This is a genomic window from Microbacterium ureisolvens, assembly GCF_015278315.1.
Lineage (GTDB): Bacteria > Actinomycetota > Actinomycetes > Actinomycetales > Microbacteriaceae > Microbacterium > Microbacterium ureisolvens.
The window spans coordinates 93,455-107,555 of sequence record NZ_JADIJE010000001.1 but is presented as its reverse complement, the minus strand read 5'-3'; the positions used below and the strand labels follow the sequence as shown (position 1 = coordinate 107,555).

Here is a 14,101-nt window from a genome sequence, read left to right as displayed (position 1 = left end):
CGGGCTGGGGGAAGGACGGCGCGGGACGGATGCCGCGGGTCAGCCTCCGGTCATGGTGCGGGCGATCTGGGTCGCCGAGTCGCCCGCGCGCTTGAGCACGAGTGCGACCAGGGCCAGCGCCACCAGCGTCAGCAGCAGCATGATCGTCGAGACTGCGGCGATCTCGGGCCGCAGCCCCGACCGCACCGCACTCAGGACGTACACCGGCCACGGCGTCGTGCCAGACACCTGCACGAAGGCGGCCACGATCGTGTTGTCGAGGCTGAGGGTGAACGCGAGCAGGAAGCCGGCGAGGACCGCCGGCATGGCGAGGGCGAGCGTGACGCGGCGGAACGTCGTGACGGGCTTCGCGTAGAGATCTGCGGATGCCTCTTCCAGGTTCGCGTCCTGACCGACCAGGCGCGCGCGCACGATGTACGACACGACCGCGGTCGCGAACAGCGACGAGCCGACCGACAGGCGGACGATGCCGTCGTTGAACAGCGTGATGCCCATGTCCTGTCCGAGGAACACCATCCAGGGCAGCAGCGCGACCGCGTCGACGATCTCGGGCGTCACCGACACCAGGAGCAGGAGGCCCAGGAACCACCACACCCACTTGCCGGGGTGCCGGGCCATCGCGATGCCCGCGAGCGTGCCGAGCACGGTCGCGATGATCGCGGCGATGAGCGCCGTGATGAGCGACACGCGCACGGCGTTCTGGATCGCGGGCTTCGCGAGGATCGTCCCGAACGCGTCGAACCCGAACCCGTCCCACGACACGAGCAGCCGCCCGGTGTTGAAGGAGTAGATGACGATCACGATGATCGGCAGGAACAGGAAGAGCATCACGAGGACGCCCCAGACGTTGAAGGCGATGTCCGACCAGGACTTCCGCGTCCGCCGTCGCGGGGCGGCGGCGCCGGGTCGGGCGTCGCGCTGCTGCGACTGCAGGATCGTCTCGGTCGCGGTCATGGCCTCGGGGGGAGTCACGTCGTCACCTCCACGGCCGCGGCGGGCGCGGCATCCGTCTTCGCCGTCTCGGGAGCGGGTCCGAGCACCAGCCGGTTGCGGGAGCGGAAGGGCAGCGCGACCAGCCAGATGACCACCGCCGCCACCCCGATCGTGAGCATGATCACGAGCATGAGGAGCACGGCCATCGCCGAGCCGAGTGCCCAGTTCTGCGCGGTCTGGAACTGGCTCGCGACGAGCTGGCCGACCATGTTGCCCTTCGCGCCGCCCAGCACCGTCGCGGTGATGTAGTCGCCCATGAGCGGGATGAACACCAGGAGCACGCCTGCGATGATGCCGGGCTGCGACAGCGGAAGGGTCACGCGGAAGAAGGTGGTGAGCTTGCCGGCGCCCAGGTCCTTCGATGCCTCGCGCAGCGCCGGTCCGACGCGGTCGAACGCCACGAAGAGCGGGAGGATCATCAGCGGAAGGTAGTTGTAGACCACGCCGATGATCACTGCCGTGCGGGTGTACAGCAGCTCCAGCGGTCCGTCCAGCACGCCGATGCCCTGCAGCAGCGACGAGAGCCAGCCCTCGGGCGCCAGGATCACCTGCCAGCCGATGGTCCGCACGAGGAAATTCGTCCAGAACGGCACGAGGACGAGGGCGATGAGGATGCCGCGGCGCTGCGGCTTGACCTTGAAGGCCATCCAGTATGCGACCGGCGCGCCGATGAGGAAGCACAGCACCGTGCCGATCACGCCGACCCACAGCGTGTTCGCGAATGTCGCGAAGAACGTCGGCGAGACGGCCTCGAGGTAGCGGTCGAACGACAGGATGTCGTTGGCGTGCGTGCCGAAGACGCCGGGCTTGTAGCCGAAGCTGAACCAGACCACCATCGCGACCGGGGCCACGAAGAACAGCAGGAGCCACGCCCACGCCGGAACGGCGAGCGCGGCCCCCGCAGAGCGACTACGCACCGGCCGCGGCCTTCATCTCGTTGTAGATCTCGACGCGAGTGGTCTGCGAGTCGTTGAGCTCCTGCTCGTGCATCGACTCCAGCTGCTCGGGGGTGAAGAAGATCATGTCGGTGAGCTCGAGGCCGTTCGCCTCGGCCTCGGCCTGCATGTCCTTGCCGCCGACGTTGTAGCCGATGTAGTCGAGGTTGAGGTACAGGTTCTCGGGCGTCATCGAGAAGTCGATGAAGGCGTGGGCCGCCTCGGGGTGCGGCGCCCCGGCCGCGATCGCCCAGTTGTCCATCCACAGCTCGGTCTGCGGGCCGGGGAGAACCCACTGCCAGCGGTCGGGCTCGCTCGACTCCAGGATGCCCAGGCGCGCGTCGCCGTTCCAGGCCTGCATCAGCACCTGCGTACCCTGCGGGATCGCGTTCGTGCCGGGGTACGAGTCGAACGCCGAGATGTGCGGCGCGATCTCCTCGACGAGGAACGCGCGGCAGGCCTCGAGCTCGTCGGGGTCCTCGGTGTTCCAGTCCATGTCGTTGGCCCAGAAGTACGCGCCGATGATGCCGGCCGGGTCGTCCGACATCGCCGTCTTACCGCTGGCCTCGTTCTGCGCGGCGTCGAAGAAGTCGCCCCAGGTGGTGAGCTCGCGCGTGATGACGGTCTTGTCGTACACGAAGCCGGTGGTGCCCCAGGCCTTGCAGACCGAGTAGTCGTTGCTCGGGTCCCAGGCGCGGCCGAGGAACGCGGAATCCATGTTGGAGAGGTTCGGCAGCAGCTCCTTGTTGAACTTCGTGAGCAGGCCGTTCTCGATCATCTGGGGAATGAAGACGCCGGTCGGCACCACGATGTCGTAGCCCGAGGTGCCCTTGGCCGCCACGAGCTTGGCGATGAGCTCCTCGTTCGAGGAGTACGAGTCGAGGGTGACCTTCGGGCCCAGCTCGTCGGTGAAGGCCGCCACGACGTCGGGGGAGTCGTAGTCGCCCCACGTGTACACCGAAAGGCTGCCTTCGAGGTCGCCGCCGGTCGCCTGCGGCGCCGGCGCACCGCCCCCGCCGGGCGCGCAGGCTGCGAGCACGGTGGCACCGCCGGCCAGCGCGGCGAGGCTCAGGAAGCGGCGGCGCGACAGCTCGCGCAGGATCACGGGCGCGGCGGCCTCGGAAGCGAGGATGCGCAGCGGGGTGCGAGGCTGGGTCACGAGTACTCCTGGTCGGGGTCGGGTGCTGCGAGGACGGATGCCGCGGCGGTGGGCCGTGCGTCGGGTGCTGCTGGGTCGGATTCGGGTGGTCGTGCGGGTCGTGCGTCGGGTTCGGGTCGGGTCGTGCGGGTCGTGCGTCGGGTTCGGGTCGGTGGTCGATCGCTCAGGCGGTCGGCGGCGCGACGTAGCCGCCCTCCTCGGCCGCGCCGTCGTCGGCGGCCGGGAAGAGGAGCACGTGGTGCGCCGCCCACGTGCAGACGACCTGATCGCCGACCGTCAGGGCGGGGGCGTCGGCCGTCGGCCGGCGGACGATGAGGCTCTGGTCCTCGCCGAGGCGCACCAGGTACTGCATCGTGTCGCCGAGATGCGAGACGCCGATCAGCTCACCGCGGGCGGTGTTCGCGTCGGAGTGGCTCGCTGCCGCACTCGCCGGATCGTGCTCGATCCGGATGAACTCCGGCCGCACCGCCGCCTCACCGAGGTTCGTCGTCGTCAGCACCGGCGAGGTCGCCCTCACCAGGGCGTGCGGCGAGGTGATCGAGGCGCCCGCTTCGGCAGCGGGGCCCCGGAAGAAGTTCTGCTGCCCGACGAAGGCCGCGACGTATGCCGATGCGGGGCGCGCGTAGACGGTGTCGGCGTCGGCGAGCTGCTCGATGCGGCCGGCGCGCATGATCGCGATCCGGTCGCTCATCGAGAGCGCTTCGCCCTGATCGTGGGTGACGAAGACGAAGGTGATGCCCAGGCGCGACTGCAGGAGCTTGAGCTCGAGCTGCATCTCCTCGCGGAGCTGCCGGTCGAGGGCCCCGAGGGGCTCGTCGAGAAGCAGGACGGCCGGACGGTTCACGAGAGCACGCGCGAGAGCGACGCGCTGCTGCTGACCGCCCGACAGCTGGGTGGGTTTGCGGTCTCCGAATCGCCGCATCTGCACGAGGTCCAGCGCCTGCGTGACCCGCTCGCGGATCTCACCCTTCGCGGTGCGACGCTGCTGGAGCCCGTACGCCACGTTCTCGGCGACCGACATGTGCGGAAAGAGGGCATAAGCCTGGAAGACGGTGTTGACGTCGCGGCGGTACGGGGGCACGCCCTGCACCGAGCGTCCCGAGATCTGGATGGTCCCGGCGTCCGGCTGCTCGAAACCGGCGATAATGCGCAGCGTGGTCGTCTTGCCGCACCCCGACGGTCCGAGAAGCGAGATGAACTCGCCCGGTTCGACGGTGAGCGACAGATCGTCGACGGCGACCTGATCGCCGTAGTACTTGGTGACCCCCGACAGGACGACGGCGCCGCGCGCGGCCCCGCCCTCGGTGGGAAGCTGCTCCGTCGCGCTCGCTGCGGTCGCCGTGCCTGTGGACATCGTCACCTCGGGAGGTCCTTCTGGTAGCGGTCGCGCGCCGATGCGCGACCATTCGGGTGGTGTCAGGTATTCAATATCGCGCCGTGTGCACCCGCAATGTTCGCGAGAGCGAACCAGACGATCCGGGGCGCCGAGCCCTTGCCGCGAGACAGATCGTCCGGAGCTGTGTAACGGCCAGGAAACCGCGGCGTTTCAGCGCCGGGACGATGGAGCGGCGACGGATGCCGCACCCGCGGCGACATTCCGTCCGCCACGCATCGTGATCAAAGCGTGCCTTCCTGGCCTGCTCAGCGCTGGCACACCGGGCACCAGAAGACGATCCGCTCGCGTGTCGGGTCGGCGCCGAGGCTTCCGCCGCGGATGAGCGTTCCGCATCGCCGGCACGGGCGTCCCTCCCTGCGGTACACCCAGGTGGATCGACCGGCGCGCGCGTCTCCGGTGAAGGTGCGCCCCGACCGGTCGCGGTTGGCGCGGATCATGCGGGCGCCGAGATCGACGATGGCCGCGGCATCCGTCTCGTTCGCCGGCGTCGTCGGAAGGACACCGCGCACGAAGAGGATCTCGTTCGCGTACTCGTTGCCGAACCCTGCGATGTTGCGCTGGTCCTGGACGGCCACATGCACCGCGCGGGTGTCGGCGCCCAGCCGGCGTGCCGCTTCGGCGGGATCCCACGCGTCGGAGAGCGGGTCAGGACCGAGGTAGCCGACGAGCTCGTCCTCGTCGGCGGTGGGGATGACCTTGATGTCGGCGAGGTCGAAGCCGACCGTCTCCCATTCCGTGCCGTCCGGGGCGGTGGCGCCGATCACCGCCCGGGCGCGGAAGCCCGCTGCCTGCCACCGCTCGCCGCGGCGGTACACGTGCCACTCGCCCTCCATCTTGAGGTGGGTGTGCAGGGTCCACGATCCGATGCGGTGCAGGAGGTGCTTGCCGCGCGACACCACGTCGTGCACGACCTCGCCGCGCAGGTCGACGGTGGCCGCCTGCGGCACGCGCAGCTCGAAGCGCGTGACCGTCGCGCCGGCCAATGCCGCGTTCAGCCGGCGTGCCGCGCGGAAGACGGTGTCGCCCTCAGGCACGGGCGCCCGCCCGGTCCTCCGGTCCTTGCGCCCGCTTCTCAGGCCCTTGAGCCTGCCGCAGCGCGTCGCCCGCGGTGAGGCGGCGCAGCGTCAGTCCGCGCGGGGACTCGACGAAGCCGGCATCACGCAGCGCGCCGCCCACGCTCGTGCCGTAGACGAACGCGCCGTTCACCTGCTCGATCGTCAGCGTGTCGAGGCGTCGCGAGCGGGCGGTCGCCGCGAGGTCGCGGGTGGCTGCGCCGAGCACCGCCTCATCGCCGGTGAAGGCCAGCGCCGACTTGCCGCCTCGTTCGAGGTAAAGCGCCAGCGCCCCGTCGACGAGAACGACGAGCGCGCCGGCCTTTCGACCGGGCCGATGCGAGACGCCTTCGAGGCCCGGCCACGAGAGGGCAGCGCCGTAGGGGTTGGCGGGATCGGTCGCGGCGAGGGTCACCGCGCGCAGCGGGGGAGGATCGGGCAGGCCCGCGAACTCACGGAGTCGGTCGACGGTGGCCGATGCAGCGAACTGCGCGGCACCGAGCTTCTCGATGACGTAGCCCCGGCGGCAGTGCCCCGCCTCTTCGAAGCCGGCGAGCACGCGATAGGTCTGCGCGAACCCGCCCGGCACGCCCTCGGACTGCACCGCGCCGCGCGTGACCACGCCGTAGCGATCCAGGAGCAGGCTCGCCGTGGCGGTCGCGCGCAGCGCCGGGTCGGCTTCCGGTTCGGGCAGGAGTGACCAGCGTCCGCCGATCGCGGGCGGGCGAGCGGGGACGGATGCCGCGACCGTGCGCACCGCGGCACCGCGATACATCCGCGCCCGCGGGGCGCGCCGGCTCACCCGGTGCGCCTGCGAGCCCCCCGACACCAGCGCGCGGACCGGAGCGAAGGTATCGTTCGTGACGCGCCCGGCCCAGGTCAGCCGCCACAGCGCGTCGACGACGGACTGCTCGTTCTCGGCCCCGGTCGTCTGCTTCAGCTGGGCGGCGAAGTACGCACCGCCGCCGCCCAGCGCCGCGAGCAGCTGGGCGTCGAGCGATCCCGGCGCCGGCTCCTCCGCTTCATCGGGGAGCGCCAGCGTGAGCGGCACGGCATCGGCGGGGTGCAGGGCGATCCAGCCGTCGCGCCCGGGGAGGCTCCCATGGCCCGACCAGATCACCTCGCCCGTGGCCGTCAGCTCGTCGAGCATGCCCGGGGTGTAGTCCGCCACGCGCGCCGGAAGCACGAGCGACTCCCACGCGCTCGCCGGGATGGGCACGCCGGCGAGCTGCTCGACGACGGCGGCGACCCCGTCGACCCCCTCGAGCGGCCGGGTCGCGTGCTGCCACACCGGAAGGAAGCGCGCGTACGCGTGCTGGGGCACCGGCTCGACGCTGCCGCGGATCGCCGCGAGCGAGCGCATGCGGAGCCGTCGCAGCACCTCGGCATCGCACCACTCGGCCTCGTCGCCCCGGGTACCGCCACCGCTCCCCGAGCTCGTCGCAGTGTCGGGCAGGAAGAAGCCGCTCGTGATGCGCCCCTGTGACTCGAGCCGCTGCAGCGTGAGGCGGGCGACCGCCACGCCGATGCCGAGGCGGTCGGCCGCGGCATCCGCTGTGAAAGGTCCGTGGGTGCGCGCGTACCGCGCCACGAGGTCGCCGAGCGGATCGGCGACCGGCTCGAGGAACGCCGTCGGGATGCCGACCGGCAGCGCCACGCCGAGGGCGTCGCGCAGGCGCCCGGCGTCTTCGATCGCGGCGATGCGGGTGGTGCCCGCGATCGTCACCGGTATGGCCCGGCGGGCGACGACGAGGGCGTCCAGCAGGGCGGATGCCTCGGCCTCGGTGGTCTCTGCGTCGGCGCCGCCGTCGGCCGAGGGCTCGAGGCGGGCGGCGATCTCGGCTGCGTCGAGCGGACCGAGCAGGCGCAGCAGGTCGGCGACGCCCTCGAGACCGCGGGCGCGCCGCTCGGGGTCGAGGCGCTGCGCCTCGCGCTCGAACTGCGCGATGACGTCGGGGTCGAGGAGCTCCCGCATCTCGACCTTGCCGAGGAGTTCCGACAGCAGCGCGGGGTCGACGGAGAGGGCCGCCGCTCGCCGCTCGGCCAGCGGCGAATCGCCCTCGTACATGAAGGCGCCGACGTAGCCGAACAGCAGGTCCCGTGCGAAGGGCGAGGGCTGTGCGGGCTCGGTCTCGATGAGGCGGATGCGGCGCTCGCCGATCCCGCGCATGAGGCGCAGCAGCGACGGGACGTCGTACACGTCCTGCAGCACCTCGCGCAGCGTCTCGAGGATGATCGGGAACGTCGGGTACCGCCGTGCCACCTCGAGCAGCTGGGCCGATCGCTGCCGCTGCTGCCACAGCGGCGTGCGCTTGCCGGGGTTGCGCCGGGGCATCAGCAGCGCGCGGGCCGCGCACTCGCGGAACCGCGACGCGAACAGCGCCGAGCCGCCGACCTCCTCCGTCACGACCTGGTCGAGCTCGTCGGGATCGAAGACGAAGAGGTCAGCGCCGGGCGGTTCGGCGCTGGCGTCGGGGATCCGCGCGATGATGCCGTCGTCGCTCGCGACGGCGGATCCGTCCACTCCCAGCCGCTCGCGGATGCGCGCGTTGACCGCCAGCGCCCACGGCGCGTGCACCTGCATGCCGTACGGGGAGTGGAGGATGACGCGCCAGTCGCCGACCTCGTCGCGGCCGCGTTCGACGGTGAGCTGGCGGTCGGTCGGCAGGGTGCCGGTGGCCTCGCGCTGCTCGGCCAGGTAGGCGAGGAGGTTGTCCTGTGCGAAGTCGTCGAGCCCTGCCTCGCGCAGCCGTGCTTCGGCCTTGTCGGGCTTCGCCGTGGAGACCTCGCGCGAGAACTTGCCCAGCGCCTCGCCCAGCTCCGCCGGCCGGCCGATGCCGTCGCCGTGCCAGAACGGAACCTTGCCGGGCTGCCCGAAGGCGGGCACCACGTTCACACGGTCGTGGGTGATCTCGACGATTCGCCAGCTGGTCGTGCCGAGCGTGAAGACGTCGTTGACGCGTGACTCGTAGACCATCTCCTCGTCGAGCTCGCCGACGCGGGCGTTCTGCGACTCGCCGGCGATGAAGACGCCGAACAGGCCGCGGTCGGGGATGGTGCCGCCGCTGGTCACCGCGATGTGCTGCGAGCCGGGTCGCCCGGTGATCACCCCGAGGTCGCGATCCCACACCACTCGGGGGCGCAGTTCGGCGAACTCGTCGGACGGGAAGCGCCCCGCGATCAGGTCGAGGGTCGCCTCGTACGCGGAGCGGGGAAGCGAGCGGAACGGCGCGCTGCGCTTGAGCGTCTCGTACCAGCCTTCGACGTCGACCGGGCCGACCGCCGAGGCGGCCACGGTCTGCTGCGCGAGGATGTCGAGCGGGTTCTGCGGGATCGCGATCGCCTCGATCTGCCCGGCGAGCATGCGCTCGGTGACGATGGCCGTGTGGAGCACATCGCCGCGGTGCTTGGGGAAGAGAGCCGCACGGCTGACCTCGCCCACCTGGTGCCCTGCGCGGCCGATGCGCTGCAGCCCGGAGGCCGCGCTCGGCGGGGCCTCGACCTGGATCACGAGATCCACCGCGCCCATGTCGATGCCGAGCTCGAGGCTCGAGGTCGCGACGACGCAGCGGAGCACGCCGGACTTGAGCTCCTCCTCGACCTGTGCGCGCTGCTCTTTGGACACCGAGCCGTGGTGGGCCTTCGCGAGCACGGGATCGGCCCCGGCCGTCGCGCCCGCCTGCGCCATCATGGCCGCGGGCACCGTCTGCTCGGGGAGATCCAGCCCGAGCCGCTCGGAGTAGATCTCGTTCAGGCGCCCGGTCAGCCGCTCCGCCAGACGCCGCGAGTTGCAGAACACGATCGTCGACCGCTGCTGCAGGATGCGGTCGACGATCGCCTCCTCGACGTGCGGCCACACCGACCCCGTGACCTCGGTCTCACCCGCGCCGGAAGCCCGTGGTCCTCCGGAGGAGCCGTCGGCGAACCAGTCCTCGTCGATCGCTTCGACAGGCTCAGCGACCGGTCCCGGAGCCTGTCGAAGGGCGTCGGCCGCGGCATCCGTCCCGCTCCAGGTCTCGGGGTCGGAAGTGAAGGGGCTCGGGGGCGGAGGCGGGTTCAGCATGTCGCCGATCGGCACGACGACCCGCATGTCGAACGCCTTCGTCGCGCGCGGCGCCACGATCTCGACCGGTTCGGCACCGCCGAGGAATCGCGCGACCTCGTCGATCGGCCGCACGGTCGCCGAGAGGCCGATGCGCTGGGCCGGTGCCGCCTCGGGGGCGAACGACCGGCGCAGGGCGTCGAGCCGCTCGAGGCTGACCGCGAGATGCGCGCCGCGCTTGGTCGCGGCCACCGCGTGCACCTCGTCCACGATCACCGTGTGCACGTCGCGCAGCGTCTCGCCCGCGCGGCTGGTCAGCATCAGGTAAAGCGACTCGGGGGTCGTGATGAGGATGTCGGGAGGCGTCTGCACGAGCTTGCGCCGGTCGGCAGCGGGCGTGTCGCCCGATCGCACACCGACCGTCACCTCGGGCACGCTCAGCCCGAGTCGACGCGCGGACTGCCCGATGCCGACCAGGGGAGAGCGGAGGTTGCGCTCCACGTCGACGCCGAGGGCCTTCAGAGGTGAGATGTAGAGGATGCGGGTGGCCGCGGCATCCGTCCGCTTCTTCCGGCCGGGCGATGCCGCCGGGGCGGGGGCAGCCGCCTTGTCGTGGAAGACGCGGTCGATGGCCCAGAGGAAGGCCGACAGCGTCTTGCCGGAGCCGGTCGGGGCCACCACGAGCGCGTGCTTGCCGGCCGAGATCGCCTCCCACGCGCCCTTCTGGGCATCGGTCGGTGCCGGGAACGCGCCGCGGAACCAGTCCTGCGTGGCAGGACCGAACCTCTCCAGGACGTCGCCCATCCCTCCATCTTGGTCGCGATCACCGACATCGGGCCAGGTCTTGCCCAGGACGCTCGCGTAGGCTCCTCCTTGCGTGTCCCCCCTGCACGCACTCATCGCCGAGGATCGAGATGGACCCGACGCCCTCCAGCGCGCCAGAGACCACGGCGCCGCTCACCCGCCGCACCAATCCGGCGCTCACCCGCCGCTTCAGCCGCCGCGCGAGCACGTTCGCGCTGGGCGGTCTGGTCGCGGAGCCCGCCCGGAGTGAGCCGCCGGCAGAGGAGGACGAAGCATCCTCGACCAGCCCCGGCCGCAGCGGCAGCGCCCCCGGCCAGACGAAGGATCCGAAGAAGCCCTGATCCGGGTCAGTGCTCGTCGGGCATGAGGATCCACAGCAGCAGGTACATCAGGATCGAGACGCCGAAGAACACGGTCGCGGCGACCGTGAGCACGCGCACCGGGATCACGCTGCACCCGAAGCGGTCGGCGATGCCCTGGCAGACGCCGGCGAGCATGCGACCGCGCTTGGGACGGACCAGCCGTTGCATGGGTTCATCATGGCGCGGCGGGCATGCGCGCACCAGGGGGCGCGGATCCAGCCCTTCCGCGATCACTGCACCGCGAAATACCGGATCCGCACGCCGCGACGGAAGGCGCGGCGGGGGGTCAGCGCTCGGAGGGGACGAGCAGCCAGAGGAGGACGTAGATCCACAGCGACAGGCCGAAGAAGACGACGGCCGCCACGGTGAGGATGCGGACGAGGGTGACGTTCCACCCGAACCGGTTGGCGACGGCGGCGCAGACGCCCGCGATCCATCGCCCCTGCTGAGGTCTGACGAGTGCGTTCATGGCTCCATCCTCCGCCCCTGGGCTCTGAACCGCACGGGTGCACGCCCCCGGTTCGCGACGGGGGTCGGTCGCGGCATCCGCTCCTCCCATGCCGGGCGGGGGTCCGCCTCTCGCGATTCTGGAACCGCGAAAGGCGGATACCCGCAGGCCGGAGCGGATGCCGCGACCCGGATCGACGTCAGCGCTCGTGCAGGGCGCCGTCGCGATCGAGCTCGAGCACGAGGTCCACGCCGATGCGCTCGAGGAACGCGTCGTCGTGGCTGACGACGAGCACCGCGCCGCGATAGGCGGCGATGGCGTCGACGAGCTGGTCGACCGTGTCGAGATCGAGGTTGTTCGTCGGCTCGTCGAACACGAGCAGCTGCGGCGGCGGATCGGCGAGCATGAGCCGGGCCAGCGCGACCCGGAACCGCTCACCGCCCGACAGCGTCCCGACCGGACGCTCGACCGCGGCGCCCCGGATGAGGAACCGCGCGAGCCGGTTGCGCAGCTCGACCATCGTGACGTTCGGCGCCGACGGGGCGATGTTCTGGAGGACGGATGCCGCGTCATCCAGTCCGTCCACCCGCTGGGGCAGGTACCCGGCCCGGTCCGTGTGCAGCTGCGCGCGCGCAGAACTCCACGGAACCGGCGCCGGTTCGCCCGGTTCCGCGTTCACGTGCGCCGGAGCGCTCGCATCCGTGGAGTTCTGCGGGTCGGCCCCGACCAGCTTCTCCAGCAGCGTCGTCTTGCCGACGCCGTTGGCGCCGATCAGCGCCACGCGCTCGGGTCCCTGGATGATCCACGAGCGCTCGCCGTCGCCGAGGGTGGCGATGCGCCGGCCGGCCGGAACACCCGGGTCGGGCAGGTCGATCTTGACGATGTCGTCGTCGCGCACGCGTCGCTCGGCCAGGTCGAGGGCTTCGCGCGCCGCTGCCTCGCGATCGGCCTTCTCGCCGCGGAGCTTGCCCGCCGAGACCTCGGCGGCCATCTTCCGGCCGTTGGCGATGATCTTCGGCACGCGCTTCTCCTCGAACGCCTTCCGCCCCATCGCTGCGCGGCGCGAGATCGTCGTCTCGGCCTCGATGCGCTGGCGCTTCTCGCGCTTGACGGCCTGCCGTGCGGCGCGTTCGGCGTCGCGGGCAGCCCCCTGCTCGGCATCCAGCCAGGCACGCCATTCGGAGTACGGGCCGCCGAAGACCGACAGCTCGTTCGCGTACAGCTCGGCGGTGTCGTCCATCAGCTCCAGCAGCGAGGTGTCGTGGCTGACCACGATGAGCGCGCCGCGCCACGAGCGCACCATGTCGTGCAGACGTGCGCGCGCTTCGCGGTCGAGGTTGTTCGTCGGCTCGTCCAGCAGTGCGATGGACGCGCCGCGCAGACGGATGCCGGCGATCGCGGTGAGCACCGCTTCGCCGCCCGAGAGCTGCCCGACGCTGCGTTCGAGCATGTCGGGAGACAGTCCGGCCTCGGCCAGCGCGGCGTGCGCGCGGGCCTCGACGTCCCAGTCCGAGCCGACCGCGTCGAAGTGACGAGGATCGGCGTCGCCGGACTCGATGGCGCGCAGCGCCCGGAGCGTCTCGCCGACGCCGAGCAGATCGGCCACGGGCCGGTCGACGTCGAGGGTGAGTCGCTGCGGAAGGTACGCGGCATCCGCTGTCCGCGCGATGTGCCCCGCCGAGGGCGTGAACTCCCCGGCGATGAGCCGCATGAGCGTGGACTTGCCGGAACCGTTGCGGCCGACCAGGCCTGTGCGGCCGGTGCCGAACGAGCCGGAGAGGTCCGAGAGCGCGGTGGTGCCGTCGGGCCAGGTGAATGAGACCCGGTCCAGGACGATGGCCGGGGTGAGGGTGTGTGCGGGCATGAGGGCCTCCTGTGTCAGTCGAGCGCTGACGCCGAGGGACCGCGGAGCCGAGCCCGGGCATGCCGAGGCGGCGGAGAAGCGGGGATCGACGAGCAGCGCGGTTATCAGAAGCGCTGGCGCGTCGAGAGTCGACGGAGCAGCGCGATTACAGCGCGGTCGCGTCGATCAGCTTCAAGGGAGTTCCTCACGGAGGGGACAAGGCCGTCAGCCACCATAGCGGACGACGCTGAGCGTGACCAGAGCGCTCTGCGTCGCGCGTCGGTCTGGGCCTTGCGGGGGAGCCGGCGAAGCCGACTGATGACGAGGCTCAGCCCGCGGGGGCGGCCTCGAGGTCGTCGAGACGCTTGTCGAGGAAGATGCGGACGTCGTCGAGCTCCTGCTCCGAGACGCTGTGCGTGAGGCCGGGGTATACGCGGCCGCTGAGGTCGACCCGCTCCGGAAGCCACTGCGTCGTGTACTCGACGAGGAAGCCGGGGATCACGTCGTCGTTCGTGCCCCGCCCCCAGAAGACGGGCGGCCGCAGCTCGGCGAGCTCGGCGTCGCGCGGCAGGTCGCCCGGCGTGACGTAGCCCGACAGATTCACCGCGAAGGCGAAACGCTCAGGATCGAGCCGCATGGCTTGCAGCGACACCGCGGCACCTTGCGAGAACCCGAGAAGACCGACGGATGCCGCGCCCTGCGCGTGCGCGTCGACCCACGCGATCACCGCCTCGGCCGCCCGCGTCACGTGCGAGGGGTCGCGGCTCTCGAGCCCCTCGATCGGATACCAGGAACGGCCTGGCGCGGGCCACGGCGGCGCGAGCGGTGCCGCCAGACTCGCGACGGCGAACTTCTCGGGCAGGTAGGAGCGGAGCGGATAGAGGTCGTGTTCGTCGGCGCCGTAGCCGTGCAGGAGCAGCAGCAGGTGGCGGTCGTCCAGGGCATCGCGCTCGGTCGACCACAGCACCGCGTCGGCGTCGAGGACGAGTGCTTCCGGCATGCCCTCATCCTGGCACGCAGGCCCGACAGCCGGTGAGGGTCGTGCCGACCTCGTGGTCGGCGGCTCC

At 71.4% G+C, this 14,101-nt stretch carries 11 protein-coding genes; 1 reads left to right on the top strand and 10 read right to left on the bottom strand.

Annotated elements, in window-relative coordinates:
* Positions 1 to 39 precede the first annotated feature (39 nt).
* The 6 genes from IM767_RS00410 to IM767_RS00385 all read right to left on the bottom strand — a co-directional run bounded on the left by IM767_RS00410 (position 40) and on the right by IM767_RS00385 (position 10,381).
* Positions 40 to 972 carry an ABC transporter permease gene (locus IM767_RS00410; protein ID WP_194398774.1) on the bottom strand — a complete coding sequence of 311 codons (933 nt, stop codon included), beginning with the start codon at positions 970 to 972 and terminating at the stop codon, positions 40 to 42.
* Complete coding sequence (locus IM767_RS00405) at positions 969 to 1,910, bottom strand: ABC transporter permease (RefSeq protein WP_109210562.1); 942 nt, start codon at positions 1,908 to 1,910, stop codon at positions 969 to 971. The genes IM767_RS00410 and IM767_RS00405 overlap by 4 nt, the downstream gene beginning before the upstream one ends.
* The gene (locus IM767_RS00400) at positions 1,903 to 3,087 is read right to left on the bottom strand and encodes a polyamine ABC transporter substrate-binding protein (protein ID WP_109210561.1); all 1,185 of its coding nucleotides are present in this window, start codon (positions 3,085 to 3,087) and stop codon (positions 1,903 to 1,905) included. The genes IM767_RS00405 and IM767_RS00400 overlap by 8 nt, the downstream gene beginning before the upstream one ends.
* A 163-nt stretch (positions 3,088 to 3,250) precedes the next feature.
* Complete coding sequence (locus IM767_RS00395; RefSeq protein WP_109210588.1) at positions 3,251 to 4,441, bottom strand: ABC transporter ATP-binding protein; 1,191 nt, start codon at positions 4,439 to 4,441, stop codon at positions 3,251 to 3,253.
* 287 nt (positions 4,442 to 4,728) lie between these two features.
* Positions 4,729 to 5,517 carry a DNA-formamidopyrimidine glycosylase family protein gene (locus IM767_RS00390; protein WP_109210560.1) on the bottom strand — a complete coding sequence of 263 codons (789 nt, stop codon included), beginning with the start codon at positions 5,515 to 5,517 and terminating at the stop codon, positions 4,729 to 4,731.
* Entirely contained in the window at positions 5,510 to 10,381 is a 4,872-nt protein-coding gene (locus IM767_RS00385; protein WP_109210559.1) for a DNA glycosylase AlkZ-like family protein, read from the bottom strand. Before IM767_RS00385 ends, IM767_RS00390 begins: the two co-directional genes overlap by 8 nt.
* Positions 10,382 to 10,491: 110 nt before the next feature.
* On the opposite strand from IM767_RS00385, the gene IM767_RS00380 reads away from it, so the two are divergent.
* Complete coding sequence (locus tag IM767_RS00380; protein WP_109210558.1) at positions 10,492 to 10,722, top strand: hypothetical protein; 231 nt, start codon at positions 10,492 to 10,494, stop codon at positions 10,720 to 10,722.
* Between the two features lie 6 nt (positions 10,723 to 10,728).
* Here the strand turns inward: IM767_RS00380 and IM767_RS00375 are convergent, their stop codons facing one another.
* The 4 genes from IM767_RS00375 to IM767_RS00360 form a co-directional block, all read right to left on the bottom strand.
* A complete protein-coding gene (locus tag IM767_RS00375; protein ID WP_109210557.1) occupies positions 10,729 to 10,911 on the bottom strand; it encodes a PspC domain-containing protein in 183 nt (60 codons plus the stop codon).
* A gap of 118 nt (positions 10,912 to 11,029) precedes the next feature.
* Positions 11,030 to 11,212, bottom strand: a complete 183-nt coding sequence (locus tag IM767_RS00370) for a PspC domain-containing protein (RefSeq protein WP_109210556.1) — start codon at positions 11,210 to 11,212, stop codon at positions 11,030 to 11,032.
* Between the two features lie 178 nt (positions 11,213 to 11,390).
* Positions 11,391 to 13,055, bottom strand: a complete 1,665-nt coding sequence (locus IM767_RS00365) for an ABC-F family ATP-binding cassette domain-containing protein (protein ID WP_109210555.1) — start codon at positions 13,053 to 13,055, stop codon at positions 11,391 to 11,393.
* A gap of 307 nt (positions 13,056 to 13,362) precedes the next feature.
* Positions 13,363 to 14,034 carry an alpha/beta hydrolase gene (locus IM767_RS00360; RefSeq protein WP_109210554.1) on the bottom strand — a complete coding sequence of 224 codons (672 nt, stop codon included), beginning with the start codon at positions 14,032 to 14,034 and terminating at the stop codon, positions 13,363 to 13,365.
* Between the last annotated feature and the right edge of the window lie 67 nt (positions 14,035 to 14,101).

Excerpts from the sequence above, each read along its gene's own strand:
- IM767_RS00395 (WP_109210588.1), bottom strand. The coding sequence starts at position 4,441 with ATGTCCACAGGCACGGCGACCGCAGCGAGCGCGACGGAGCAGCTTCCC.
- IM767_RS00385 (WP_109210559.1), bottom strand. The coding sequence starts at position 10,381 with ATGGGCGACGTCCTGGAGAGGTTCGGTCCTGCCACGCAGGACTGGTTC.
- IM767_RS00380 (WP_109210558.1), top strand. The coding sequence starts at position 10,492 with ATGGACCCGACGCCCTCCAGCGCGCCAGAGACCACGGCGCCGCTCACC.
- IM767_RS00375 (WP_109210557.1), bottom strand. The coding sequence starts at position 10,911 with ATGCAACGGCTGGTCCGTCCCAAGCGCGGTCGCATGCTCGCCGGCGTC.
- IM767_RS00370 (WP_109210556.1), bottom strand. The coding sequence starts at position 11,212 with ATGAACGCACTCGTCAGACCTCAGCAGGGGCGATGGATCGCGGGCGTC.
- IM767_RS00365 (WP_109210555.1), bottom strand. The coding sequence starts at position 13,055 with ATGCCCGCACACACCCTCACCCCGGCCATCGTCCTGGACCGGGTCTCA.
- IM767_RS00360 (WP_109210554.1), bottom strand. The coding sequence starts at position 14,034 with ATGCCGGAAGCACTCGTCCTCGACGCCGACGCGGTGCTGTGGTCGACC.